This is a genomic window from Thainema salinarum CENA647, from assembly GCF_057732415.1.
Window position 1 is genome coordinate 2727889 of the sequence record NZ_JBYJZJ010000022.1, and the last position, 26367, is coordinate 2754255.

Consider the following 26367-nt stretch of genomic DNA (forward strand, 5'->3'; position numbering starts at 1 on the left):
TTCCGCTTGAGCGGGACTGTCTGCCCTAAATGATGTTGCTTATCCATATTTGCGTTTGCGCTCTTGTTCAGATAGGCGACCTGAGCGGCGATTGTCTTGCGATTCGGCGGCTTGATCGGCCTGCTCCATCGGCGATAACGTGCGAGTGGCGTACTCATCCGGCTCAATCTGTGAACCATAGCGACGGGCATAGACCTGCGTAAATTCCGCTCCGAAAAATAGAATTTGAGCCGAGTAATATACCCAGGCCAAAATCACAATCAGCGAACCTGCTGCGCCATAAGTGGAACTAAAGCTGCTGTTACCGAGGTAGAGGCCAATTAAAAATTTACCAATGGTGAATAGCAGCGCTGTGATAAATGCGCCAATTAAAACATCATTCCAGCGGACTCGGGCATCGGGTAGGTACTTGTAAATCAGGGCAAACAAGCCAGTGATCACAGCCAGAGATAGTGCTAGATTGACAATTTGCCACAGCCAACTGAAATCGGCAACCCAGCCTGTCATGAAGGTAGTCAGGGCGGAAATGGCAGTGCTCAGCACCAAAGACACAAGCAGCAAAAATCCAATCACCAAGATCATGCCAAAGGCCAGCACGCGCTTTTGAACGATGAGCTTGATGCCCTGATCAGGTTTAGGCGTGACGTTCCAAATGTCGTTGAGGGCGTCCTGGAGCTGAGTAAAAACCCCTGACGCACCAAACAGCAGGATAACAAGGCTGATCAGGGAGGCGATGAGACCTGAATTGGAGGAGGGCCGATTGGCATTGTCGATGGCGGTTTCAATAAATTCTGCCCCATCTTGACCAATCAGTCCCTGCAACTGTCCGACCACCTCACCCCGTGCCGCTTCCTGACCGAAAATGGCACCTGCGATCGCAATCGCTAAAATCAATAGCGGCGCAAGTGAAAAAGCCGTGTAGTAAGACAATGCTGCCGCTAGTCGAGAGGCTTTATCCTGCTGCCATTCGGTGAATGTTTCTTTTAATAATTGCCAAATTTGTTTGCCTGACACGTCCGTTTTGTCTCCTCTGCTGCTATTTATCCACAGTCCGTTTAAAGCTCGATAATTTTTGTGAAAGCGTTGCTCAGCAACGCTTTCACAAAAAATCATTTTGGTACTACATGGCAATCCGGCGATAGCGGGCACGAGCCTCTAAATAGATGCCGTAAGCAATGAAACCCAGCGCGACTAGACCGAGCAGCCAAGGCCCATAGGGCTGTTGTTCGAGCGTGCGTAGCGCGCCACCCAAACCTCTTGCTTCATTGGGATTGGCTCGAATCGCAGCCTGGATAAAGAATCCACCAATAATCAAAAACGTCACACCTCTGGCTCCGTGTCCTAAGCGACCGAGCCGAGTTGACCAGGTGCGCTCAGTTTGGCTCATTTCGTGCCACTTGAAATATTTGCGAAACTTGGCCGAAAACATTTGATAGAAGTGATAAAACGCGATCGCAATAATGATCGCTCCCACCGTACCGACCAGCCACTGACCGAACGGTTGCGACATCAAGCGCGCCGTCCAGTCCTGCGCAGATGAATCACCGGAAGAACCAGAGGAGTTGCCTAGAACGATTTGAATCGCGGCGAAAGCCAATGCACCATAGATAACTGCGCTGATGAAATAGGCAAATCGCTTGAGCAATCCTTCTGCATCCGTGCCGTTGCGATCCGGATCTTTGAAGGTCTGCACCAGTCGCCAAACAACATAACCAATCAGGCCAAGTGCAATGAGCGACAATAAAAATTTGCCGAATGGCTGAGAAATAACAGTGCCAAATGCTCCCTGTTGATCAGTGGCTTGGCCTCCTGCTCCAAACGCAGCTTGCAGCGCCAAGATTCCCACCAGTGCATACACAATTCCTTTAGCTGCAATGCCGAGACGCGATAAAACCTCCACCCATTTAGCTGTTTCTCGACCTGTTTGCCGTTGCATGTCCACTACCTCAGTTTTGTAGATCAGTTTTGTAGAAACGAAATCTGTAAATTTTGCGTCGATGCCTCTAGGGATACTAGATTGACCGGGTTTGATTCATCGCTCACACGACGCGCTAAAGGAGACATTGGGGTCAGCTAAATTGAGGAAATTTATTCACTCTCGTCTCTGTCTTGAGATAGGGACTGCGATTAGCCAAAATGCTCAAGTTCTTTGAACGAGGGCGTTTTGGCTGTTTTGCTGAGCTGTTTGCCAGTGCGAATTGAGCTGGATAAGTTGACCAGATGTTGCAATATGTAAATATCGATCAGCGTTACAATTCACCCTCGTTCCACTTGTTATGCCGATTTGCAGCCGTCTGCCGTTTAAAATTTGGTAGTTCTCAAAAGGTGATGACTTAGGATGATGAACTGGGCAGACAGTGGAACAACTCGCCAAGGTAAGGTGTATTTGGTGGGGGCAGGGCCAGGTGCGATCGCATATTTAACCGTGCGGGCACAGGAGTTGCTGTCGCAGGCGGAGGTGCTAGTTTACGATGCGTTGATTGATCCGGCGCTGATGTCCCTCATCCCCGCAGACTGCCAAACCTTTGAGGTTGGTAAACGAGGCGGCAAACCCAGTACGCCTCAGGCGGATATCAACCGCCTCCTGGTGGAGCAGTGCTTGGCTGGCAAGCAGGTTGTACGGCTCAAAAGCGGCGATCCGTTTATCTATGGGCGCTGCGCTGAGGAAATTCAAGCCCTGCAGCAAATGAATTGTCGGTTTGAAGCGGTGCCGGGAATTTCTTCGGCTCTAGCTGCACCGCTATTGATGGGCATTCCCTTGACCGATCCGGTAGTCAGCCGCAGCTTTGCAGTGGTTACTGGTCATGATCCAGATTCGCTTGACTGGTCAGCTTTAGCTCGGATCGAAACGCTGGTGGTGCTGATGGGAACTCGTAATTTATCTGACATTGCTGAGCGACTCCAGCGACATGGTAAGCTCGCTTCTACACCTGTAGCCGTCATCCGCTGGGCGGCCCATCCCCAACAGCAAGTTTGGATTAGCGAACTGGGTCACGTCGCATGGGATACCCAAAACATTCGCCTTTCGCCCAGCGTCATTGTGATTGGTGAAGTTGTCCGTCTGCATTCCATGTTGAAATCGTCCGAACCACCGCTTATGCCCACGCCATCGACACAAACTCACCCGCTGCCGCTGAAAAACTGCACTGTCCTTGTTACCCGCTCTGCCGGACAGTCCAGCCAGTTTAACGATCTGCTGGTGGCGCAGGGAGCCAAAACGGTAGATATGCCCGCGCTAGAGATTACGCCTCCCTCAAGCTGGGCTGAACTCGATCGTGCGATCGCAGAAATTGATACCTTTGACTGGCTCATTCTCACCTCCAGCAACGGCGTTAATTACTTCTTTCAGCGTTTGCTAGAGCAAGGGTTAGATGCGCGCTCGCTGGCCAGCTTACGCATTGCTGTTGTGGGTAAGAAAACGGCCAAGGTACTAGCGGAAAAAGGGCTCCAGCCCGACTTCATTCCGCCCAACTTCGTCGCCGATTCAATGGTGGAAGCCTTCCCCGTTGAAGGCTTAAAAGGCGCGCGCCTTCTGTTCCCCCGTGTCGAAACCGGCGGGCGCGAACTGCTGGTGCAGGAATTTTGCGATCGCGGTGCGGAAGTTGTGGAAGTGCCTGCCTACGAATCTGGCTGTCCTCACCAAATCGATGCAAATGCGCTCCAAGCTCTAAAATCTGGCCAAGTTGACGTGATCACCTTCGCCAGTTCTAAAACGGTCAAAAACTTCTGCCAGCTAATTGAAGCAACTCCAGGATTATCGATCTGCGATCGCTGGTTCCAGTCCGTCTGCATCGCTTCCATTGGTCCCCAAACCTCCCAAGCCTGCACTGAACTCCTAGGCCGCGTCGATATTGAGGCCCAAGAATATACCCTGGACGGCCTAACTCAAGCCATCATCTCCTGGGTTGCCAGCCACCAACCCTTTTCCCCTTAAAATTTCTCCTCTACCTCCCCCCTTCCCTTTACAGCTAGCTCTACAGCCCTTTATCGCCCTTATCCCAATCTCCATCCTCTATCACTTCTCACTCCTCCCTCCTCAACCCCTACTCCCTACCCTTCATCCATCGCGACTCATGCAAAAACTTCGTCGCCTGAACTGCATCCAGCGGTCGTGCAAAGAAATAGCCCTGTCCATACTGACACTGATGCTGTTGCAGTAATTTGACCTGCTCCAGTGTCTCCACACCTTCTGCCACGACGTTGATATTGAGTGAGTGCCCCAAATCTAAAATTGTGTTGACAATCGCATAGTCTTCTCGATTGGATTCCATGTGCCCAACAAATGATTTGTCAATTTTGAGCGTATCAAAAGGCAATCGATGCAGATAGCTCAATGATGAGTATCCAGTACCGAAATCATCAATACCAAGTTGGATTCCCAATTCTCGAAACTGCATCATGAGCTGAATTGATTGGTGAATATCTTCCATCACCATACTTTCAGTGATTTCGAGACGAATATCCTGCCCTTGCAGATTGAGACTCTCCAGTGTTTCTCGAATCATCTGGATCAAATTGGGCTGGCTGAACTGACAGCTTGATAAGTTGATGCTCATAACCAACCGTTGATCTGGAAAAGCGGCTTTCCAATGCTGTAGCTGTTGGCAGGCAGTCCGAAATACCCATTCTCCTAATAAGAGAATTAGCCCGGTTTCTTCGGCAATTGGGATAAATTTAGTGGGTGAAATAAATGAACCATTAGCCTGTTGCCAGCGAACCAGGGCTTCAAATCCGGCAATCGTATTCGACTTTAAACAAACAATAGGTTGATAAGCCAAATGAAACTGTTCTTGCTCAATTGCCGTTAACAAATCGCTTTCCAACTGCAGTCGATGCACATTCTCCGTCAGCATGCTAGTTGAGAAAAAGGTATGCTTAGCTTGGGATGAAGCCTTACTTTGATACATCGCCAAGTGTGCGTTGCGGATTAAGTTGTCAGGATCATAAGATTGCTGCCCCTGAGCAATTGAAACGCCTAAATGAGGAGTGAGCAAAAGCCGATGCTTATCTAACGTCATGGGTTTAGATAAGGTGTCTTGCAGTTGTTCAAGTGTGCTTTGCACAGCGGCTTGAGTATTTTGCTTAAATAAAATGGCGAATTCGCTATCGCCAATTCGAGCGACCTGCGTGTTAAACGGTAAATCCTGCTTCAGTTGTTCCGTAACAAAGGTCAGTACTCGATCGCCAGCTCGATAGCCCAAGCTTTTGTTAATTAAGTTAATCCGTTCAATTTCTAAAAAGGCAATGATGACGGATGGTGTACCCGGATTATTTTGCTGTTGCTGGAGTGCTTTATGAACTAGGTTGACGAATAGATCCCGTTTGGGTAGTTGGGTCAATTCATCATAAGCGCTTTGGTATAGTAAGCGCTGTCCCGTATTCAGACCTACCGCCATCAAAATCCCTAAGATGAGTTCAGCGGTTGGCACCCAAATTAGACCTAGCAGTAGCGAATAGCTCACTCCTAGAATGGCTGCAATTAAAAGAATACTGGCAAATAGTAAAAATACAGGACGGCGAATGCGCCAGGTAATGATGCCTGCTAAAATTGCCCAAATAAATAACCATCCGGGTTCTAACCAAACTGGTAGAAACCAATAAACTGTGCGTGATGAATTATTGACGATATCTAAAAGGTGGCTAATTATTTGTGCATGAACAACAACTCCCGGCATGACAAAGTCATCGACTAGAACCGCGCTATAGGGCGTATAAAACTCATCTTTGGATGACGCATCAGTACCACCAATTAAGACAATCTTGTCTCTTACTAGAGCCGGATCGAACGATTGAGTCAAGACTTCGTCTAGAGAAAGCTGAGGGGCCGGACTAATGCGATCGCGATAGCGCAGTAGCATTTGATACCCACCATCATCAATATTTTGATACCCGCCATCACCAGCCCTGAGAATGGGAATCTCAACATTCTGAATGTGTAGTGAATCCTTATCGGGCCTGAACTCAGTTTCATCAATATTTAAGTAGCTTAAAACAGCTCGTAGTGCAAATGAATAAAAGGCTGGTTCAGTCGGTTCTTCTACATTGACGAACAGTAAGCTACGGCGGACGATGCTATCTGGATCAATGAGTAGGTCGCTAAAGCCGATTCGCTGCCGAGGGACTAAATCTGATTTTTGTGACAGGAGAAAATCGCCGTTTTCATCTATTTTACTGATGGCGATCAAATTATCTTCCTTCAGTTGGGCCGTCAACTTTTCTGATTGAGCTTGAGTGCGGAATAGATCTAAGCCAATAATTCGCGGCTCATGCTGCTGCAAGTTTTCAAGCAAGTCGGCTAGTGTTTCTTCCGGTAGCGGCCAACCATAGGCCGCAACATCTTCGTCCGTTATGCCAACCACTAATAGGCGTGGATCATCCTCTTGATCTTGAATCAGACGAATGCCTTGATCAAATAGAAAAAGCTCTAGTGGTTCTGTTAGCCGGAATGTTTGACAAACCGTTAGAATTGTTGTGGTAATTAATCCAGATAACAAAATAGAACGGCCACGAAACTCAATCGTGGGTTTTATCCATGAGGGGACTCGTTCAATCCAAGATGGTCTGAAAACGGGCATATTTCGCAGCAGATGACACAACAGTACGCTTATCGAGTTCAACCGTGGTGCTCTATGTTTGATTTGTTATCGATTTCATGGTTGATCCTAGATCTACTGTTGGAACATATTTTAGTTTTTTAGAGAATAAACCTTTCATAGAAACCATTTGAATGTTTTGATCTGGGTCTTGCATGAATCGCTGTAGATAATTTGCTTGAATAAAAGCTGTTTAGAGATCTTTGTGAGTCAGTCAGTAGCTTATTAACGATTGCTGCCTGATCTGTTGTTGAGATTCAGGTAGCAACGAGCTATGAATCAAAAGGTATTTAATTAAGCTCAAGACGTAAGACCAAGAAGTGATCTTAGATTGATGAAAGCTCAGGCTGTGCAAATCGAGATTGAACTGGATTAAGCTGTACTTAGTCTTGATTTACAACAAATTTATGAGTAAATCCGGATACTTCTAAAATTCGATTGTGTGGGTATAGCCTCAAGCATAGCTTTTAGGTAAATTCCACAGGAACGCATCTAAACACTAAACTGGATAGCCTGGTAGACGTGTAAACGGTTTCACCACCTTAGCAAGGGTTAAGTCTTTAGTATATGGAGGCACACCATACATCCAGCAATTCCGGGTATGTACTCACATCTTGCACCTGGCCAATTCAAAATCCAGGCAGATCCTTCTAATGCTGTTAGGCGATGACAAAATAGCCTGTCTGCATTTGTGCAGAAGTCGGTAAAAGTAGCAAAAGAGGCATTTTGCTGCCACATGTGGCAGCAAAATGCCTCTTCTAGGTTGAGGTAGAGGTGATCTACTGTCGCAAAGCGGCGGTAAATTACCCTTCTAGTTTTTGTCTGGCAAAGCGCAAGATGGGAATGGTATGAACCTGGTTCACACCACAATCAATCGTTGCCTTTTGAGAAACCTTTTGAGAACAACCTGCAGGTGTAAAATCCAGCAAGTTAGTCAATGGGTTAGACAAGTCTATGCAATTTCAGACGGAGGCTTAATCAACTGGGTTCCACCATCTTGACGCCGACCGGGAAAACGATTGCGATCGGAATCATTACTTTGAAGTGTACCCGTATTGATTAAAGTAGAAGCCACTAAAATGGCAGTACAGCTTATCCCCAATACAATTGCTTGGCTCGGAGATGTGACCAGTTGAACCAAAAAAACTTTTAGAGAAGACATAATATTGTTAAAAATGAAACGTTCAGTCTTGTGGCAAGATTGGGGGCGTTTCAATCGTGAAAGTTGGGCGGCTCGTTTACTTAGATGCGTCGGTACAACGAGTAAACTCGGGACTTCTATAAGTGCATTGTTCACAGGAGATGTGACTAAGACTGCCAAATTCGGGGTTAATTTACCTAAACTTTGAATCTAGATAAAGTAATGTTTGATTTGTTGAAAATCAGTATTTTCTCGGATTCCTAAACACTTGTTTCATACGTGGTGATGTTTCGTACAGCCCTGTTTTGTAGGGTGCTGCATCCTAGATCTCTGAGCGTTAGTCTTTGTACATCAGTCTTCGTTGCTATTCACATTCCGCACATCTTTCCCTTGCGTCTGTTGAGCCGCCGATCTGGAGCTTGGCGGTTGGCATAACAAAACTCTCTGAATGGTAGAGGCTGGGTTGCAGTTGGACGTACACTATATTGGACAGACCTGATTACGTTAAACTGCTGAGTTGGTATAGCCTAAAGGATTGGCTTGTGAATCTTGCTTCTTTGAGTTTCTTCAAAAATCTGCGTGGGAATCGGCAATTTGCCGTGATTGGCTTAGGTCGTTTTGGCCGAGCAGTCTGTATGACGCTGCATCAGCTCGGATATGAGGTGCTGGGGATTGACTCCGATGAGCGCCGTGTTGCCCAGATTTTGACCGAGCAGTACGTTTCCCATGCTGTTCAGTTAGATTCAACCCAACCGGCTGCCCTCAAAGAAGCGGGCATTTTAGATTTTGATACGGTAATTATTGCCATTGGAAACTATGTTCAGGAAAGCATCATCACGACGCTGAATGTGAAGGAAGCAGGCGTTCCTTACGTTGTGGCCAAAGCCTCCTCTGATATTCACGGCAAACTGTTGCAGCGGGTTGGTGCCGATCAGGTGGTTTTTCCAGAGCATGAAATGGGTTGCGAGCTGGCGCGATCGCTAACTCGACCAGGACTCCTGGATCGGTTTGAACTCGATCCGGATCACTCCATTGTGGAAGTGATTGTACCGGATGAGTTTGACGATAAAACGATTGTGGATCTGGATTTGCGTCGTCGCTTTGGTTTGACGCTGATGGCGATTAATCAAGATGACCGATTTGAGATTAATCCCAGTCCAGTAACTCGGTTAAAAAAGGGAGCAATTATGGTGGTTATCGGCTCTAATAAGGGTATTGATCGTCTGCCTGTGTAGGGTTGAAGGTGCAGTAGCAATCATCGGTACATCAATTTCGATACGTTTCGGTACGTTTCAAACGTTCAATCATGACCTGATCACGATTACCCAGTGAAATTTATGGCGGAGCATAAGCAGCGTATTGTCGGTCTCATCAGCGGTACCTCGGTAGACGGGATTGATGCCGCGTTGGTCGATATCTCAGGCACAGGTTTTAATCTACAGGTTGAGCTAATTGCGGCTAAAACCGTTGCCTACGAACCGGAACTGAGGCAGCAGATTCTGTCGGTTTGCGAGGGTGCGTCTCTTTCCATGCCAGATTTGGCTGCGCTGGATTGCGCGATCGCAACTGCATTTGCCAATGCTGCCCAACAGGTACAGCGCCATCAGGCTCCGGCGACGTTAATTGCCTCCCACGGTCAGACCGTCTATCATCAGCCTCCTGTGTTGTCCACTCGTGGCGAATTGCAGCAACTGGGATACAGTCTGCAGCTGGGCAGTGGGGCTGCGATCGCATATCAAACTGGAATTACGACGATTAACAACTTCCGGGCGGCTGATCTGGCTGCTGGTGGTCAGGGTGCGCCGCTGGTGCCGCCGATTGATGTCGCCCTGTTCAGCCATCCCACTCAGCATCGCTGCATTCAAAACGTGGGCGGCATTGGTAACTTGACCTATATTCCCGCTTGGGATAGAACTCGGTCTCAAACTGTGCCAAACATTCTGGGTTGGGACACTGGCCCCGGTAATGCTCTGATTGACATGGCGGTGCAGCATTTTTCTGATGGCGCTCAGCAGTTTGACCAAGATGGAGCGTGGGGTGCTTCTGGGCTCCCTTGTACTGAGCTGGTTGACCGATGGTTGCAGCAGCCCTACTTCCAACAAATCCCACCCAAGTCTACTGGACGTGAACTGTTTAGCCGCGCTTATCTAGATCGCTGTTTGGCCGATTGTCAGATGTATCAGCTCAGTCCGGCAGACTGCATTGCGACGCTAACCGAGTTGACAGCGGCCTCAATCGCTGCCAGCTATCGTCAGTTTCTGCCCCGACTGCCGGATCAAGTGCTACTCTGCGGCGGTGGCAGCCGCAACCGCTATCTGATCAGCCGTCTCCAGCATCATCTCAACAGTGCTCAGGTGATGACGACGGACGACGTGGGCATTAGCTCAGACTTCAAAGAAGCGATCGCATTTGCGGTGTTGGGCTTTTGGCGAAATACGCAGTTTCCAGGCAATTTACCGACTGTTACAGGTGCCCAGCAGGCGGTGTTGCTAGGTGACATCCATCAACCGCCGAATGTGCAGCCGCCCTATCAGCGATCGGTGGCGGATTTATGGGCAAGCTAATGGGCAAGCTAAAGTGATAGGGGTGATGATGAGCTGAATGCTGGCGGGTGGAGGAACGTGGCATGGGTAGTTGCGAGCTGAGCGTTACAGAGTTAAGAATGCGATCGCAAATTCAGCTTAGCTAGTATCATCTATAGCGATAAGTACAGCAATCAGTACGGTAATTAATACGAAATTGAAACGATTCAGGGTAACTATACAGACGTGGTAGCGGGTTAGTGATTCATAGTTTTTTGATGGAACCAGGTCGATGGACGCTAGAGGGTAACTGGATGGAACGTGATGCCATGCCAGTTACTGTCAAAGGGCGGACTTTGATTGCCTGGAGCCGTGATGACTGGTTCACAATGGTAACGAAGCTGATCTTTCCGGACGCTGAGATGGAGACAATTTCTCAGCAGTATCGGGGACGCTTAGACAGCGATGAGCGTCAGTATACGTTTGTGCTACAACATAGCCTGCTCGGTCGAGTCGAAGGTGAAGGCTGGATTGCTCCGGAATCGATTATTCAACGATATTGGGTACTTGGTGACAAGCAGCGCCGTACGGGGTTTGAAACGCTGCATCGGATTGATGAGAATCAGTATTACCTCTCCAGCGGCATCATGGCGGGTCACTATCTGACCAGCGCTATGGAGGCCACGCTATCGAGGCAAGTGGAATAATGATCAGGCCTAGAGAGGCTAGGCATCGCTAAGCACATGATGAGAGATTTGTAGGGTGGACACCGCCCACCACTGTCTCACGGTCTGATTTTGAAGGTTAGGGTGGGTGATGCCAGTCTTTTGGTTATAGCTGTAGCCAGCTCAGTTAGAACCAGGACGTTGTTGTGGCGCGGCATCGCCGCGCCACAACAACGTCTGAACCGATATGACCATCGCCATAAATAGTTAATCCAAAAATGGCTAGTCCAAGTTCATAATTTTCACGGGCTCAATTGTGTCTGCAGGTTCGAAGCCGAATACGCGGGCATAAAAGTAAAACTCTGCATCCAAGGCCCGTTTAATATTCTCGGCCTTGCGGAAACCGTGCTGCTCACCTTCAAACAGCACGTATGCCACAGGAATCCCTTTTTGCTTCAGCGCATTCACCATCAGCTCAGCCTGATTAGGCGGCACAATCTTATCTTCGTCACCCTGGAAGAAGATCACGGGGCAGGAGAGCTGATCGACAAAATTAATTGGCGATCGCAGTTGATAAATCTCCTTGGCTGCCGGATAAGCACCGACCAAGCCATCTAAGTAGCGGGACTCAAACTTATGCGTCTCCTCAGCCAGCGCCACCATGTCGCTAACGCCGTAGTAGCTGGCACCCGCCTTAAACACATCGCGAAACGTCAATGCGCCCAGCGTCGTGTAGCCACCTGCGCTACCGCCATCAATCGCTAATCGATCCCCGTCGGCCAATCCCTCGGCAACCAGATATTTGGCTCCATTACAGCAGTCGTCAATATCGACCACGCCCCACTGGCCTTTCAGTCGCTCTCGGTAAGCGCGTCCATACCCTGTACTGCCACCATAGTTGACATCCAGGACTGCAAACCCTCGACTTGTCCAGTATTGAATGCTGAGGTTAAACGCGGTAGATGTGGCTGCGGTCGGCCCGCCGTGGCTTTTCACCAGCAAGGGAGGGCGTTCACTGTCGGGTGCCTGATAGTCTTGATTAGTCGGTGGATAGTAAATGCCATACGCCTTTAAATCATCACTGGTAGGAAACTGAATCACTTTGGGTTCAGACAAATAGCCCGGATCGACCTCGACTGTATTGGAGCGGCGCAGTTCTTCGGTTTTGCTAGTTGCGTGGTCGAGCATCACCAGCGCACTGGGCTGTGTGGGCGAACCCCCAATGAAGGCTGCTTGATCTGCATTGACCTGAATGCCACCAAACAGCTCATAGGGAAGCTGTAACTGGGACATGGAACCAGTTGCCAGATCGAGACGACTAAAATGCTGGACGCCATCGAGCAGATAAAGGCAGAGGAGGCTGTTGGCTGATGCAAATCCGTAGTTCGTCATGCCAAACACCCATTGCGGCGAACCAAACTCGGCATCGATGGGATACAGCGATGTAATTTCCCCAGCTTGCCAGCGGTAAAGATTCCACCAGCCACTGCGATCGCTAATAAAATGCAGTACTCCGCTAGGTGACCATTCCGGCTGGAAAACCGATTCGACGAGACCCCCCGCCACTTTGCGGCTCATATCCAGCGAACCATCCGGCTGCACACTCGCAACCCAGAGTTCTGTACCATCCCAGGGCATATTGGGATGATTCCAGCTCAGCCAGGCTAACTGCGAGCCATCTGGACTGAGCCGGGGTGATGAATAAAAGTCACTGCCCGAAACCAACACGGTGCCGCCTGCTTCATCCCCATTTTGATCGACTGCCACGATAGTATTGACGGCTTCGCGCTCGCTGGTACTGTGGTCTTCCCTCACACAGATTAAGCGCTGATGACGGTTATCAACAACCGCATCAGCGTAGCGAAAGGCTCCTTCCGGCGTAATCGGCTGCGGGTCTTGACCAATAACTCGGCGATAGAGCCGCTGATCGGCAAAGTTGGAGAAGTAAACCACGCCATCATGGACGGTATAGGCACCGCCGCCATATTCATGTACTCGTGTCCGCACGTTGAAGGGGGCGGGGGTGACATCTGCGATCGCACCATCGGGTGTCCGACGAACCACGACTGAGCGGCCACCTTCTTGGGGGCGCAGTTCATTCCAGTAAATATCGTCACCGTCCAGCCGAATCTCGCCCAGGCGAATGCTGCTGGCGACAATCAAGTCAGCGGTAATCGGCGATTTCCAAGTTCCATAGGGGGCAGTCTGAGTCATGATGCATCTCACGGTTTCATCCACTCACATTTTGCCGCATATACCTCCGTTGGAGTCTCGTCTTTTCGGTAGGTACTGGAAAATTTAAGGCTGTGGAATGTTATCTAGCATTTTTGACGGATAACACCCCGGATCTCCAGAGTTAACCATCACATTTGACTGATAACACCCGGAAACCGGGGAGTTAGATGGCAAACTTGCTGTTTAATTCCTGAAAAAGTAGGTGTTATCCTGCGGATCTGACGTATAACTACGGAATGTAGGGGTGTTATCCATCAGATCTGACGTTGAATATATAGTTGTACCGCAAGGTAATTGGAGACGGTAGCTCATCTAAGCTATCTGCTAGAATTCAAAATCTTCAGAATGAATCTACTTGTTGATAGTCTTTGGTTCTAATTCGGTAATTAAGCATGAAGTTGTACGTGCAATATGGGGATGAAGCATCTAATCAATGGCAAAAAGTTTGTGAACTAGATCTACAACCTGGTGTTGGATTGCATCCACAAGCGATGGCAAAGCCTGAAGATTTGCTTGGTCTAAATCCTAAATCCGTTGTACTACCGAACGGAGAATGCTTAGAGATTAGTGCTTCTTATTCTTCAGGAAACCGAGGTATGAGTATTAACGTAATGAGTGACAGCAAAACCCTAGTCCATGTAGGTGGTTTCAAGTATAGTGAGACAAGTTACGATCCGAGTGTGATTTTTCTAACACCGAAAGGATTGCATCTATCCTTGATGATGGGTCAGTAATCAATTGCAGGGACAAAATTAAAAAGAATTGAAATTGATCGATGAATTACAGTACAACAATCCCGTTGCACACCGACCGTATAATGTTGGTTGGTTGAATTCGAGAAGTTTCTGGCGGCGGGTGAACGGGGACGTTAAACAAGTCAGTTTTTATTGAATTATAGTGAAAGTGTGATCGCAGTTAATCCTAATAGTCATCAAACCAATTTTTGGTTGCGATCGCACTTCCTAATTAATTGCTTTTATAAGCTATGAAAAAATGCGATCGCATTTGTTGACTTCGCACGTCCCCCTTTTCCTTCTGCAAACCTATAAAAATCAGACTGCGATTGCACCATCGGATGGCCGACGAACCATTACTAAACGGTCACTTTCTTATGGGTCAGCTTGTTATAAAATTTGGAATGAGTTAGGTATTGCTATCATGGGAGCCGTACTAGAAGTTTATTTGGAATTTCAAACAGAAATTGGAGACTGGATTGCAACTCCGGTAGGTAAAGATGGGTGCCCAGAATCTGTTGGATATGCGAACAAGTACCGAGAACTATTCGCTTTTTTGGGGTTTGGTAATGCTTATCAATATGACTTTAGAAATTTTGCACCAGAGTTTCGTGGGCTGCCTAATGATTTATCACCACAGATGCGTTTTTATTTAGATCAATGTGGAGACAATATTTCTTGTTGCACATGGCTTACGCTAGCTGAGCTTCAAGAAATGGCGCACGAATTTCAAATTTGCTCTGGATATGTTCCATCCGAACTTGCTCCTTTATTTGGTGATGGGCTGCAACCTTACCCATCCCAAATAATGCGTAATGGTGTACTCAGCCCAAAAACTAAGCCCACAATTACAAAACATCACGGTTACTACAAAGTTAAAGTGACTTGGGTTGAGCCGTTCAGGGAAATGTTTGGTTCTAGTTCCACCCAAGTTTGTGTTGAGTAGAATTGAGGCAGAGAGTTCAGCAGGCCAAAGCCGATGGCTCAGCAACGACGCAAGCGTGGCACAGCAGGCGATAAAACGATTTGTCTGCCCATTGCAGACGACCTTGACTACGAGGTCTTAGTAGAAGACCGGGAAGCCTTTCGCCAGTATCTCAACGAGCAGATCGCATCCCACCCGGAACTGTTTCCCGACGGGATTGAGGCAGGCTATCGCTTTCACGGATGGGTCGAGTCCTCTCGTCAACAGCTCAAGACCCGGCGGATTTTGCTGCCGAGTACCGGAGAGGCTTATCAACTGCGTCCCGATTTGGTGATGCCGTACATGAGCGAGACGGCGGAGATGGCCGACAAAGCGCTCTATTTAAGAAAGCATGGCCTGTCGTATGAGGGGATTGCCTATGTGCTGGGCCGTTCTGAGATGCACTGGTATCGGCTCTGTCAGTCGTTCGGTCGAGCCTCGATTGTGGGCAGTACCCTCAAAAGGGAAACGGCGCTCCCCCCCATCTAGTTGCCGATGAGAAGCATTGTGATTGGCACGGGCAGCGAGTCTATCTGGCAGTGACAGCGGCGCAAGGGTGCGTCCTGGGAGCCAGTCTCAGTGCCAATGCGGGTCAGGATGGATTAACCGCAGCCTATGGGGTATTCCAGCAGGAAGCTGCCCATCATGTTCCCGACTATGCGCCCGAGACGGTGACGACTGATGGTTGGGAGGCCACCCGAGCCGCTTGGGAGGAGCTATTCCCTGGCCTGGTCTGGATTCTGTGCTTCCTGCATGAGGTGATTAAAATTCGCGATGGGTGCCGCTCTAAACCAGTCCTGGGTCAGCAACTAGCCGACAAGCTTTGGCATCTGTATCGGGGCCAGAGCAAACGTCACTTTGCTCAACGGTTGCGTCGGTTGCTGGAGTGGGTGAACACCCACGCGTTGCCCCAGGCCATTGACGCTCGCTTGCGACGCCTCAACGACAAATCTCACGTCTTCCAACGCGCCTTTGACTTCCCTGACGCCTATCGCACCAGCAATCAGGTTGACCGTCCGATGAACTATCTTGACCGCATCTTGTATGCCATGCAAGATTTTCATGGATTCTGGGACTCGGCGGAACAGTCGGTGCGCTCGATGGCCTTACTCTGGAACTTCCATCCCTTTTGTCGCAAGACTCGCAAAGCAATGGGCGGGTGCTTATGCCCCTTTGAGCAACTCAACGGCTTCCGCTATCACGACAACTGGGTTCGCAATTGGCTGATTGCCTCATCGTTGAATGGCAGAAGACCATTGCTCAGGAACGCTGACACAAAATAAGTTGGAACTAGGTTTGGTTCTTTCTTTGGAGATTTAATATCTAAAATGGAGCATCTAGGTTCTGCTGAGCGAGTACGAGCCATTTTTGAATTTACCTTTTGAAAATTAAACTGGCTGACTGGCTGACTACATTGCAACGGTAGTGGAATATAATCGATTCAAAAACCCAAGGTTATTATCGCTATCGAACTCTACTGTTAATTAATCAGCCATTTACCGAGTTTAAATGAAATTTAACTATTTCTAAAGTAATCAAATTACTTTTTAGCTGTGATCGCACTTAATATAGGGGTTGCTACTGACGACATAAATCATTAATAAAGCAGTGTAAAAGTGACAGGGCTATTTCATTCTAAACAAGTAGCCTAATATGGGATCGAAGCTGACGCTCATCTACAGGTTCAGATGACTCAACTTGCGATTGTAGAAGCCTTTGTCGACTTACCCGATACCCGCCGTCGAGCCGGACAACGACATAGCCAAGCCTTATGTTTAGCCCTATTCACCTTGGCCGTTGCGGCAGGGAATCGGGGATTTCTGGCGATCGGGGATTGGCTCAAGGCGTATCACGATGAATTAGTGGCGTTGTTTTCGCCTCCTCAAGACCGTTTACCCTCCTACAGCACCATTCGACGAACGCTCTTGCGGGTGGATTATCACGAGTATGCCGCCTGTTTATCTCGGTTTTTCGGCGTTCATCCTCAGCCTGGAGAAACGATTGCGACTGATGGCAAAGTTGTGCGGGGGTCTTATGAAGCGCTCAGCGATGACCCACAGGTCGAGTCGCATCCAGCAATTCTGCTGGTCAGCGCTTACATTGTGGAACGAGGACTCATCCTGGAGCCCTATGAGGTGGAGTCCAAAACCAATGAAATCACAGCCTTGCCCATCTTCATTGAACAATTGGCGCTCAATGGAGTGGTGTTTGCCTTTGATGCGATCAGTACTCAAAAAAAACGGCTGAGGTGATTCTCAGCAGTGGCAACCATTATCTGGGGGCACTCAAAGGCAACCAATCTGGGCTGCTCCAGGCCGTAACGACTCATTTTCAGGCGCAGCAAACCGTCCAACAGCTCAACAAAGGGCATGGTCGCATTGAAAAACGAACGATCAGCATGAGTCACATCCTGGATAACATGCCCGAGTTTCCGGGATTGCAGACGCTGATTCGAGTTCAATCCGAGCGCCAGGTGCATCGAGCCGACATCGTTGAGGTGTCTCACGACACCCGTTACTACGTGGCTTCCTTTTGTGAGAGTGTCCAAGCCTTTGCTCAACGCATCCGAGGCTATTGGGGCGTAGAAAACAAGGTGCATTATGTCCGAGATGTGACTCAAGGGGAAGATGCCTCCCGCATTCGAACCCCTCCTCTGGTGCAAAATTGGGCACTGGCCCGTAATTTTGCGCTGAACTTATATCGCAATCATGGCTTTGAGAATATGGCTCAAGCTCAACGCCGGGCTGGATTTGGACTTAGCACTCTCAAGTCTCTATTTAGAATGCAATAGCCCTGGTAAAAGTGACTTAAACTTTATATATGTGTTCAAAACATGCGTTCAACTGTTGACCCTCAAAAAATAGAACAGCTAATGAATTTGTTGGGCAAGGAAGCTCGCGGTTCAGGCTGTGTTTATTTTACAGGTGGTGCCAGCGCTTTATTAATCGGGTGGCGTGATTCTACTGTTGATATTGATATTCGCTTAGATCCCGAACCGCCCGGTATTTTTCAAGCAATTGCTAAGCTTAAGCAAGAATTAAACATCAACATTGAACTTGCTTCTCCTCAAGATTTTTTACCACCTCTTCCAGGATGGCGTAGTAGGAGCGTGTTTATTGGGAAACGAGGTCAAATTTCGTTCTACCACTATGACTTTACCGCTCAGGCTCTTGCTAAATTATCAAGAGGCTATGATCGTGATCTCCATGATGTTCAGTCTATGTATGAACAAAAGCTATTTACTTTGGAAGAGTTACGTGATTGTTTTGAAGCTATTGAACCTGAATTAATCCGATTTCCTTCTCTTAATCCTAATGTCATTAGGAGTAGAATCGAGGACTTTGTAAGATATTCTGAGAAATAATATAGAGGATGCCAAGAAATGAAACTTAATGAGCTGCCAGGAGCAGAGCTAATATTATCTGGACTGCGCGATCTCCAGAATGGTGAGTTTAATACAGTAGAAGCTTTACTAGTTGCGATCGCATCAACGCGCTTAAAAGCAGCAGGCTTAGATGTTCCTAAAAATCAATTGGCATCAGAACCAGAACTAACCTTATATACCTATCTTGAAAACGAGCGAGACGATGCCTATTCTTACTACAATGCTTTACTAGATAGCCTCAACAGTTTCTGTAATGCTCTTGAACTTAACCTTTAAAGAGCATCCTTTTCTATGGAGCACTACAAACTCGTTCGTCCAGAACACCTCAACCACTACGGCAATTTATTTGGCGGCAAGTTGCTCCAGTGGATTGACGAACTCGCTTATATTACGGCCAACCTAGAATTTCCCGGCAACCAGTTTGTCACCATCGCGCTAGACAACGTGAAATTCCGGCAAGGCGTCAGCAACGGCGAGATTCTAAAATTTTCGATTATCTGCGATCGCATCGGCACTACGTCCGTGAAATACAACGTCAAAGCCTTTGGTATTCGAGAACATACTCAGGCTGAGGCCATCCTCTTCGAAACCAACATCACCTTCGTCAATATTGACAGCGACGGCAAAAAACAGACGATTAACCGCTAAAGCTGGGAAAAGAGGGTGGCAAAGGTGCTGATGTGCGATCGCATCCTCATCTCGCTTGAACTCGGATCGACTTCTAGCTGATAATGTGCGAATGCTTGAGTAACGCATTAGTATTGAAGTCTGTAGTCATTTTCTTGTGAATCTTTGGGCTGTGACAGATACCGTAAGCTATAAAGACACCGTCAATCTCCCCCAAACTGATTTCAGCATGCGGGCCAACGCCGTCGTGCGCGAACCCGAGATTCAGCAATTTTGGATTGACGAGCAAATTTACCAAAAACTGTCTCAAAATAATCCCGGTGAGCCGTTCATTCTGCACGATGGCCCACCCTATGCCAATGGCGCGCTCCACATTGGTCACGCCATGAATAAGATTCTCAAGGACACGATTAATAAATATCAACTTTTGAAAGGGCGCAAGGTGCGCTACGTGCCCGGTTGGGACTGCCACGGCTTACCGATTGAGCTGAAAGTTCTGCAAAACCTGGATGCCGATGCCCGCAAAGATTTAACACCGATTAAGCTGCGCAAAAAAGCCCAAAAGTTTGCCCTCAAAACTGTTGACCAACAGCGCGAGGGCTTCAAGCGCTACGGCGTGTGGGGTGACTGGGATCATCCCTATCTAACGCTGAAACCGGAATATGAAGCGGCTCAGATTGATGTCTTCGGCAAAATGGTGCTGAAGGGCCATATTTATCGTGGCCTCAAGCCCGTCCACTGGAGTCCCAGCTCACAAACGGCTCTGGCAGAAGCGGAGTTGGAATATCCAGAAGGTCACACCTCTCCCAGTATCTACGTCGGGTTCCCAATGACGGGACTGGGTGAAGGCGCGCAGTCGCTGTCTGAGTATTTACCAGATCTAAAAGTCGCGATCTGGACGACGACGCCTTGGACAATTCCAGCCAACCTGGCGGTGAGCGTTAACCCGGAATTGACCTATGCAGTGGTTGAAACGGGTCTACCAAATGCCAAGTATTTAATTGTTGCGGCGGATCTAGTGAAGCGTTTGTCTGCTTTATTCGAGACGGAACTAACGGTTAAAGCAAAGCTACCTGGTCAAGCACTGGAGCATTCCACCTACCGTCACCCCCTGTTTGATCGGGAAAGCTCCATCGTTGTCGGTGGCGACTATGTGACCACAGAATCCGGTACCGGATTGGTTCATACCGCTCCCGGTCATGGTCAGGATGACTATCTGGTCGGTCAGCGCTATGGGTTGCCAATTTACTCACCAGTAGACGCTAACGGTAACTACACTGACGAAGTCGGTGAGTTTGCCGGGCTGAACGTGCTGGGTGATGCGAATCCGAAGGTGATTGAAGCGCTCGATCAAGCAGGCGCATTGCTGAAGCAAGAACCCTATGTGCATAAGTATCCCTACGACTGGCGGACGAAGAAGCCGACTATTTTCCGGGCGACAGAGCAGTGGTTTGCTTCAGTTGAAGGGTTCCGCGAAGAAGCGCTGAAGGCAATTCAAGAGGTGCGGTGGATTCCAGCTCAGGGCGAAAACCGGATCACCGCGATGGTGGCCGATCGCTCCGACTGGTGTATCTCCCGCCAGCGCAGTTGGGGCGTGCCGATTCCCGTCTTTTATGACGAGGAAACCAATGAGCCGCTGCTCAATGAAGAGACGATTGAGCATGTCCGCCAGATCATCGCCGAGAAGGGTTCTGATGCCTGGTGGGAGATGTCCGTGGAAGAGTTGCTGCCTGAGTCCTACCGCAACAACGGCCACACTTACCGCAAGGGTATGGATACGATGGACGTGTGGTTTGACTCCGGTTCCTCCTGGGCGGCAGTCGCGGGACAGCGGGAAGAACTGCACTACCCCGTGGACATGTACCTGGAAGGTTCTGACCAGCACCGGGGCTGGTTCCAGTCCAGCTTGCTGACGAGCGTCGCGGCAACGGGTCATGCGCCCTACAAAACGGTACTAACTCATGGCTTTGTCCTGGATGAGCAGGGCCGCAAGATGAGTAAGTCCGTCGGCAACGTGGTCGATCCGGCGATTGTGATTGAAGGCGGCAAGAACCAAAAGCAGGAGCCGCCCTATGGAGCCGACGTGCTTCGGCTGTGGGTGTCGTCTGTGGACTATTCTTCCGACGTGCCGCTGGGTAAGAACATCCTCAAGCAGATGGCGGATGTCTACCGCAAGATCCGCAACACGGCGCGATTCCTGCTGGGCAACCTGCATGATTTTGATCCAGCGCAACATGCGGTGGCCTACGATCAGCTTCCGGCTTTAGATCAATACATGCTGCATCGCATCACCGAGGTGTTCGACGAAGTGACCGATGCGTTTGAAAGCTATCAGTTCTTCCGCTTCTTCCAGACGGTGCAAAACTTCTGCGTCGTTGACCTGTCAAACTTCTATCTCGACATTGCCAAAGATCGGCTCTACATCAGCTCGCTCGACTCATCCCGTCGCCGCAGTTGTCAGACCGTACTTGCGATCGCAATTGAAAATCTTGCCCGTGCGATAGCACCTGTTTTGTCTCACATGGCTGAGGACATCTGGCAGCACATCCCCTACGCCACGGTTTGCAAGTCGGTGTTTGAATCCGGCTGGGTGAAGCTGAACGACAACTGGCGTAAGCCGGAACTGGCCAAAGACTGGCAAGCCTTCCGCACAATTCGCCAAGAGGTGAATAAGGTACTGGAACAGGCCCGCAGCGATAAGGAAATCGGCTCGTCCCTGGAAGCGAAACTGCTGCTGTATGTCGCTGACACTGACCTGCGGCAAAAGCTAGCGGCGATGAATCCCGACGATAGCCTCAACGACGGCGATCGAGTAGATGAGCTGCGCTATCTGTTCCTGACCTCGCAGGTGGAGCTACTGGATCAACCGGATGCCCTCGAAGGGTTGAAGTACAGCGCTCAAGCCGATGACCTTGGGATTGGAGTGGTCAATGCTGACGGCGAAAAGTGCGATCGCTGTTGGAACTATTCAACCTATGTCGGCAAGTCTGAAGCGCATCCGACGATCTGCGAACGCTGCGAACAGGCTCTAGAAGGTCAGTTTTAAGCCCGTAAAAACAGCGTGGCCACCGCAATGCGGTGGCCACGCTGTTTAGGATTATGAAATCAAATTACGCTTTTACTGGGGGACGTACTTCAGATTCAGGGCGCTTACCGCTCGATTCAATCGGTGTTCCCTCGATGAAGGAACGCAGCATCCAAGCGATTTCTTCCTCTTCTTCAGTGATTTGAGACAAGAAGTCTGCGGTGACGCTGTCATCGTACTTGTCTTCGCACTGAGGAATAAATTCACGCAGATTACGAATCACTTGCTCGTGGTCAGTTACGAGACGGCTGACCATTTCAGTCGCATCTGGCAGATCGCCAGGATGCTCTTTGATAGAAGCATACTTCAGAAAAGATTCTGCCGTACCGATTGGATAACCGCCCAATGCACGAACCCGCTCTGCTACTGCGTCAATTGTAGTGGCGAGGTGCTCGTATTGTTCCTCTAGCATTTCGTGGAGTGTGCGGAACTGAGGGCCAACGACATCCCAGTGGTACTTTTTCGTTTTGATAATCAGAAGATAGGCGTCTGCCAAGACTCGATTGAGAATGTCAACGATGCCCTGACGCTGTTGATCACTTAGTCCAATATTTATGGATCGCATAGATTAACCAGTTTTTGATAGCTACATTCCCATTACAGCGATTTTGCGGCTTAATTAAATCGTTCAATTGACACAAAGTGAGTCGAGCAGAGATCCGCTGTACGCCATAGACGGTAAGTGATACATGTCTATAATTTGGTAGACTGCATGTTCGGTGAATCTGCTAATGAGATGGTAGATGGGTAAGGGAGTAGGGGAGGAAGGGAGCGGGGAGTGGAGGAATCCGCACTCGGTTTTCTAGACGGTTAACGATAACGGAAAAAGTATGACGCAGTAGAGTGGAAGCAGAGTAGACCGTATTGTCAGTGTTAGCCAATGTCAGAGTCAGATCCGGACTTACTTCCATCAGATGGGTCGAGGTTGCGATCGCAATCCAATTCCCAATCCACTCCCCAATCCGATTCAGTATCCGATTCAACAACACCCGATTCACAACCTTATAGCTTTCGCGATCTCCAGGCCCAGCTCAACTACGAGCAGGCGCAGGCGGCACTACAGGATCTAGTCGAACGGCTGGATTTGTCGCCCCGTGAACGCACGGGCGTTGAAGCTGAAATTGACTATTTACGCCGCTTACTGGACAAGCTGGAACAGTCCGTGGTGCACATTGCCGTCTTTGGCATGGTGGGGCGTGGCAAGTCGTCCCTGCTCAATGCGCTGATTGGCCAAATCGTGTTTGAAACTGGGCCGATTCATGGCGTGACGCAGACGATTCAAACGGCGGACTGGCAAATCGATCAGGATACAGAACTGGTTCGCGTTTCCCTCCCTGGCATCGGTTCATCGCGAATTGAGTTTATTGATACTCCTGGCATTGACGAGGTGAATGGCGAGCAGCGCGAAGCGCTGGCACATAAAGTTGCCCAGCAGGCTGACCTGATCCTGTTTGTGATTGCAGGCGACATGACTAATGTGGAATTTGAGGCATTGTCTCGCCTGCGGCAGGCCAGTAAGCCGCTGATTCTCGTCTTCAATAAGGTCGATCAGTATCCCGAAGCTGACCGCATCGCCATTTACGAAACGATTCGCGATCAGCGGGTGAAAGAACTGCTGTCCCCCGACGAAATTGTCATGGCATCCGCTTCGCCGCTGATCAATCGCCTCGTTCGCCGCCCCGACGGGAGCCAAACCGTGCAGCGCGATCGCGGACAGCCGCAAATCGATCAGCTCAAGCTGAAAATTCTAGAAATCTTGCACCAAGACGGTAAATCACTGGTTGCGCTCAACACCATGCTGTACGCAGGTGACGTGAATGAACAACTGGTACAGCGCAAAATGACTATCCGCGATCGCAGTGCGGACGAAGCAATCTGGCAGGCCACAATGGCCAAAGCCGCTATCGTGGCGCTCAATCCCATCACTGCCGTCGATATGCTCAGCGGTGCTGCGATTGACGTGGCGCTGATTGTTACCTTATCTCGCCTGTACGGATTGGCGATGACGCAAAAAGGCGCACTGGATTTACTCAAAAAGATTGCCCTCAGCATGGGCGGCATCGGCGCTAGCGAAATGCTGCTGACGTTAGGGCTCGGATCTCTGAAAAGCTTACTGGGATTGTCAACAGTCGCCACAGGCGGACTTGCGATCGCGCCTTATATGTCAGTGGCCGTCGCCCAAGCCGGAGTCGCGGGTGTAGCGACCTACGGCATTGGCCAAATCGTCAAGGTCTACCTAGCAAACGGCGCATCCTGGGGGCCAGATGGCCCGAAAACGGTAGTCAGCCACATTCTGACTTCCCTGGATGAAAAGTCGATTTTGAGCCGCATTCGGTCTGAGTTAAAAGCCAAAATTGAACCGAAACGAAGCTAAAAGGTTAACCAGTCAAACACCTGCTCAACCGTTAACTCCAGCTTAAGTTCTGGCAAAACAGGCAGCGCCGTCCGTCCTCGCAGTAGCCGCACCCGTTGATCCGACCATACGATGAGAACCGTTTCCTCTGCTGGATCAAGCAGCCAGCCCAATTCTGTTCCGTATTCTGAGCAGTGCAGCAGTTTGCTTAGCACCTTTGTTTGACTTTGATCAGGAGACAGAATTTCAATTGACCAGTCAGGCTGTAGCTCAAACCGATTTGCAATACGTCCAGTCTCAGTTCGAGGGATTCGCGGCCAACGAAAAACCACCACGTCGGGCACAATTGAATCTCCCCCAAACGTACAGCGCAATTCTGGAAAGGCATAAGCAATCTGCTGGGGCTGAGCCGCTTGATTAATCACTTCACAGAGTTTGCCCTGTAACAGGCTGTGTTCTCCTTGCGGCATCGGTTTTTGTAGGATCTCCCCATTAACAAATTCAGACGCAGGTTTGGTTTCTGGCAAGGCTAGAAACTCCATTAGCGATCGCCCTTGCGAGGAAACGCTCATAATATATCTGCTCCTGATTCTGGCAATTCTCCAGCCGCTAAAATCTGCGTGACCGTTAGCGTTGATTCTGGGAACGTACACAAGCATCTTTTAGCATAGAAGTATAAAAAATTCATAAAGGGTTAGCGGGTATGGTCGATATCAATTCTCTACCTTCCATAGCAGACATTATGGAAGAAATACTAACTTATACAGCTTCTGTCGATCCTGATCTGAGAGCGTCTTTACGTGATGGCCTCTCATATAATCAGATTGAAGAAAAGTCTCGTAATTTTGGCTTAGAAATTCCCAGAGAAGTCAAAGATTTGTATGCTTGGCACGATGGTATGCATGCGGAAAACAGAGAGGCTCATCGACTTCTCTATTATCACTATTTTCTTCCTCTCGATGAAGCATTGGAATTAAGTGAATATTTTGAAGAGGTTGAATTCTTTGAGGATAGTGAATACCTATTAGGAAACAAGGCTTTGCCGCTTTTTGAATATGAATGTGAATATTATGCTGCTCGCTGTAGTTCAGAAAAGCAAGATACAGCTCCAATACATTTTGTATATGAAGGCGAAACGGTCGTCTACGATAGTCTGACCACGATGCTGATGTCTATTTTAGAGTGCTATAGAACAGGAGCTTATGTACCAAAATTGACTGTGGATGGAACTGTTACTGAAGACAAGCAGCTTGTCTCACAAATTAAACTTAAGTGGAATCCAGTAAGAAGTAGCAGGTGTAATCGATTGAATCGTCCGTATAGTCATCCATGAGGGTTTTCTAGCAAAGGCGCGATCGCACTGAGTTCCTTTTGAACAATTATGGTGTCATCGTTTCACCTTAAAACTGACCAGTCAGTAGAGGTTGAACTGCGATCGCAATTATTTAGCTACGCCAGTTTAGCTATGCCAGTACGTCTGTGACTGAAATCGCAATATCTGGAAACGCTAATGGAGAAAGCATTCCTTGCGTATGAGCATTTTGAGACTGATAGCTACCATTGTGCGGTTCGCGGAAGACGATCAGTTCCATTTTGCGGAGGTTAACGACCCAATATTCTGGAATATTTGCCGCAGCGTAAACATTGGCTTTTGGCTCTAAATCCTTATTCAAACTGGAATCTGCAAACTCAATCAGCAAAAAAACATTTTGAGGGTAGGGATGATGCTGAAGGTATTCCCGACCCAACGGCTGCACGACAGCAATATCGGGTTCTGGTTCCGACTGGATTTTAGGAATCGTAATCGGATTGCCCTGCCGAATCGCAACGCGATCGCCAAGCAACCGTTCCAAATATTTCGCGGTGGTGTGGCTATAGTAAGCGTGAGGTTCCCCTTCTGGCGGCATCTCCACAATTTCTCCATTCAGCAGCTCAACCTGCCGCCCTTCCAGAATGCCCGCTTCAATCATTCGATGGTAATCATCCAATGTCCATTTTGCTGTGGTTACGGTCATAGCGGTTCCTCATTGAACCTGGCAGTTGTCTTCATTTTGCCACTACCT

22 protein-coding genes and 1 pseudogene are annotated in these 26367 nt (G+C 48.9%); 15 read left to right on the top strand and 8 right to left on the bottom strand.

What is annotated here, in order from left to right; translation table 11 throughout:
* Window positions 1–39: 39 nt before the first annotated feature.
* Both AC286M_RS18875 and AC286M_RS18880 read right to left on the bottom strand, forming a co-directional pair.
* Window positions 40–1014 carry a YihY/virulence factor BrkB family protein gene (locus AC286M_RS18875; RefSeq protein WP_488205859.1) on the bottom strand — a complete coding sequence of 325 codons (975 nt, stop codon included), beginning with the start codon at window positions 1012–1014 and terminating at the stop codon, window positions 40–42.
* Between the two features lie 106 nt (window positions 1015–1120).
* Window positions 1121–1936 (bottom strand): DUF1206 domain-containing protein, encoded by an 816-nt coding sequence (locus AC286M_RS18880; protein ID WP_488205860.1) that lies wholly within the window; start codon window positions 1934–1936, stop codon window positions 1121–1123.
* A gap of 402 nt (window positions 1937–2338) precedes the next feature.
* Here AC286M_RS18880 and cobA point away from each other — a divergent pair, with 402 nt between their 5' ends.
* Window positions 2339–3934 (top strand): uroporphyrinogen-III C-methyltransferase, encoded by a 1596-nt coding sequence (gene cobA / locus AC286M_RS18885; RefSeq protein ID WP_488205861.1) that lies wholly within the window; start codon window positions 2339–2341, stop codon window positions 3932–3934.
* Window positions 3935–4043: 109 nt separating this feature from the next.
* On the opposite strand, the gene AC286M_RS18890 is transcribed toward cobA, so the two are convergent.
* Both AC286M_RS18890 and AC286M_RS18895 read right to left on the bottom strand, forming a co-directional pair.
* Window positions 4044–6575, bottom strand: coding sequence for a putative bifunctional diguanylate cyclase/phosphodiesterase (locus AC286M_RS18890; RefSeq protein ID WP_488205862.1), 2532 nt, complete (start codon window positions 6573–6575; stop codon window positions 4044–4046).
* Window positions 6576–7545: 970 nt separating this feature from the next.
* Window positions 7546–7668 carry a hypothetical protein gene (locus AC286M_RS18895; RefSeq protein WP_488205863.1) on the bottom strand — a complete coding sequence of 41 codons (123 nt, stop codon included), beginning with the start codon at window positions 7666–7668 and terminating at the stop codon, window positions 7546–7548.
* Between the two features lie 608 nt (window positions 7669–8276).
* Between AC286M_RS18895 and AC286M_RS18900 the strand changes: the two genes are divergently transcribed.
* The 3 genes from AC286M_RS18900 (at window position 8277) to AC286M_RS18910 (ending at window position 10963) form a co-directional block, all read left to right on the top strand.
* Complete coding sequence (locus AC286M_RS18900) at window positions 8277–8969, top strand: potassium channel family protein (protein ID WP_488205864.1); 693 nt, start codon at window positions 8277–8279, stop codon at window positions 8967–8969.
* A gap of 102 nt (window positions 8970–9071) precedes the next feature.
* Window positions 9072–10298 carry an anhydro-N-acetylmuramic acid kinase gene (locus tag AC286M_RS18905; RefSeq protein WP_488205865.1) on the top strand — a complete coding sequence of 409 codons (1227 nt, stop codon included), beginning with the start codon at window positions 9072–9074 and terminating at the stop codon, window positions 10296–10298.
* Window positions 10299–10534: 236 nt separating this feature from the next.
* The gene (locus tag AC286M_RS18910; RefSeq protein ID WP_488205866.1) at window positions 10535–10963 is read left to right on the top strand and encodes a hypothetical protein; all 429 of its coding nucleotides are present in this window, start codon (window positions 10535–10537) and stop codon (window positions 10961–10963) included.
* Window positions 10964–11203: 240 nt separating this feature from the next.
* Here AC286M_RS18910 and AC286M_RS18915 read toward each other — a convergent pair whose 3' ends face one another.
* Window positions 11204–13135 carry a S9 family peptidase gene (locus AC286M_RS18915; RefSeq protein ID WP_488205867.1) on the bottom strand — a complete coding sequence of 644 codons (1932 nt, stop codon included), beginning with the start codon at window positions 13133–13135 and terminating at the stop codon, window positions 11204–11206.
* Between the two features lie 425 nt (window positions 13136–13560).
* Here AC286M_RS18915 and AC286M_RS18920 point away from each other — a divergent pair, with 425 nt between their 5' ends.
* From AC286M_RS18920 to ileS, 9 genes and pseudogenes are all read left to right on the top strand, one after another.
* On the top strand, window positions 13561–13890 hold the full coding sequence (locus AC286M_RS18920) for a hypothetical protein (RefSeq protein ID WP_488205868.1): 330 nt from the start codon (window positions 13561–13563) through the stop codon (window positions 13888–13890).
* 424 nt (window positions 13891–14314) lie between these two features.
* Window positions 14315–14836 carry a hypothetical protein gene (locus AC286M_RS18925; protein ID WP_488205869.1) on the top strand — a complete coding sequence of 174 codons (522 nt, stop codon included), beginning with the start codon at window positions 14315–14317 and terminating at the stop codon, window positions 14834–14836.
* 33 nt (window positions 14837–14869) lie between these two features.
* Window positions 14870–15343 (top strand): hypothetical protein, encoded by a 474-nt coding sequence (locus AC286M_RS18930; protein WP_488202633.1) that lies wholly within the window; start codon window positions 14870–14872, stop codon window positions 15341–15343.
* Window positions 15344–15393: 50 nt separating this feature from the next.
* On the top strand, window positions 15394–16137 hold the full coding sequence (locus AC286M_RS18935) for a hypothetical protein (RefSeq protein ID WP_488202632.1): 744 nt from the start codon (window positions 15394–15396) through the stop codon (window positions 16135–16137).
* Between the two features lie 405 nt (window positions 16138–16542).
* A pseudogene (locus tag AC286M_RS18940) lies at window positions 16543–17645 on the top strand (ISAs1 family transposase).
* 42 nt (window positions 17646–17687) lie between these two features.
* On the top strand, window positions 17688–18218 hold the full coding sequence (locus AC286M_RS18945) for a DUF6036 family nucleotidyltransferase (RefSeq protein WP_488205870.1): 531 nt from the start codon (window positions 17688–17690) through the stop codon (window positions 18216–18218).
* 18 nt (window positions 18219–18236) lie between these two features.
* On the top strand, window positions 18237–18515 hold the full coding sequence (locus AC286M_RS18950; RefSeq protein WP_488205871.1) for a hypothetical protein: 279 nt from the start codon (window positions 18237–18239) through the stop codon (window positions 18513–18515).
* 15 nt (window positions 18516–18530) lie between these two features.
* Window positions 18531–18887, top strand: coding sequence for an acyl-CoA thioesterase (locus AC286M_RS18955; protein ID WP_488205872.1), 357 nt, complete (start codon window positions 18531–18533; stop codon window positions 18885–18887).
* 151 nt (window positions 18888–19038) lie between these two features.
* On the top strand, window positions 19039–21912 hold the full coding sequence (ileS, locus tag AC286M_RS18960) for an isoleucine--tRNA ligase (RefSeq protein WP_488205873.1): 2874 nt from the start codon (window positions 19039–19041) through the stop codon (window positions 21910–21912).
* Between the two features lie 64 nt (window positions 21913–21976).
* Here the strand turns inward: ileS and AC286M_RS18965 are convergent, their stop codons facing one another.
* Entirely contained in the window at window positions 21977–22516 is a 540-nt protein-coding gene (locus AC286M_RS18965; protein ID WP_488205874.1) for a Dps family protein, read from the bottom strand.
* A gap of 315 nt (window positions 22517–22831) precedes the next feature.
* On the opposite strand from AC286M_RS18965, the gene AC286M_RS18970 reads away from it, so the two are divergent.
* Window positions 22832–24325, top strand: coding sequence for a GTP-binding protein (locus AC286M_RS18970; RefSeq protein WP_488205875.1), 1494 nt, complete (start codon window positions 22832–22834; stop codon window positions 24323–24325).
* Here the strand turns inward: AC286M_RS18970 and AC286M_RS18975 are convergent.
* Window positions 24322–24876 carry a Uma2 family endonuclease gene (locus tag AC286M_RS18975; protein WP_488205876.1) on the bottom strand — a complete coding sequence of 185 codons (555 nt, stop codon included), beginning with the start codon at window positions 24874–24876 and terminating at the stop codon, window positions 24322–24324. The two genes, AC286M_RS18970 and AC286M_RS18975, sit on opposite strands and share 4 nt — an antisense overlap.
* Before the next feature lie 131 nt (window positions 24877–25007).
* Here AC286M_RS18975 and AC286M_RS18980 point away from each other — a divergent pair, with 131 nt between their 5' ends.
* Window positions 25008–25637, top strand: a complete 630-nt coding sequence (locus tag AC286M_RS18980) for an SMI1/KNR4 family protein (RefSeq protein ID WP_488205877.1) — start codon at window positions 25008–25010, stop codon at window positions 25635–25637.
* 130 nt (window positions 25638–25767) lie between these two features.
* Here AC286M_RS18980 and AC286M_RS18985 read toward each other — a convergent pair whose 3' ends face one another.
* On the bottom strand, window positions 25768–26319 hold the full coding sequence (locus AC286M_RS18985) for a Uma2 family endonuclease (RefSeq protein WP_488205878.1): 552 nt from the start codon (window positions 26317–26319) through the stop codon (window positions 25768–25770).
* Window positions 26320–26367 lie beyond the last annotated feature (48 nt).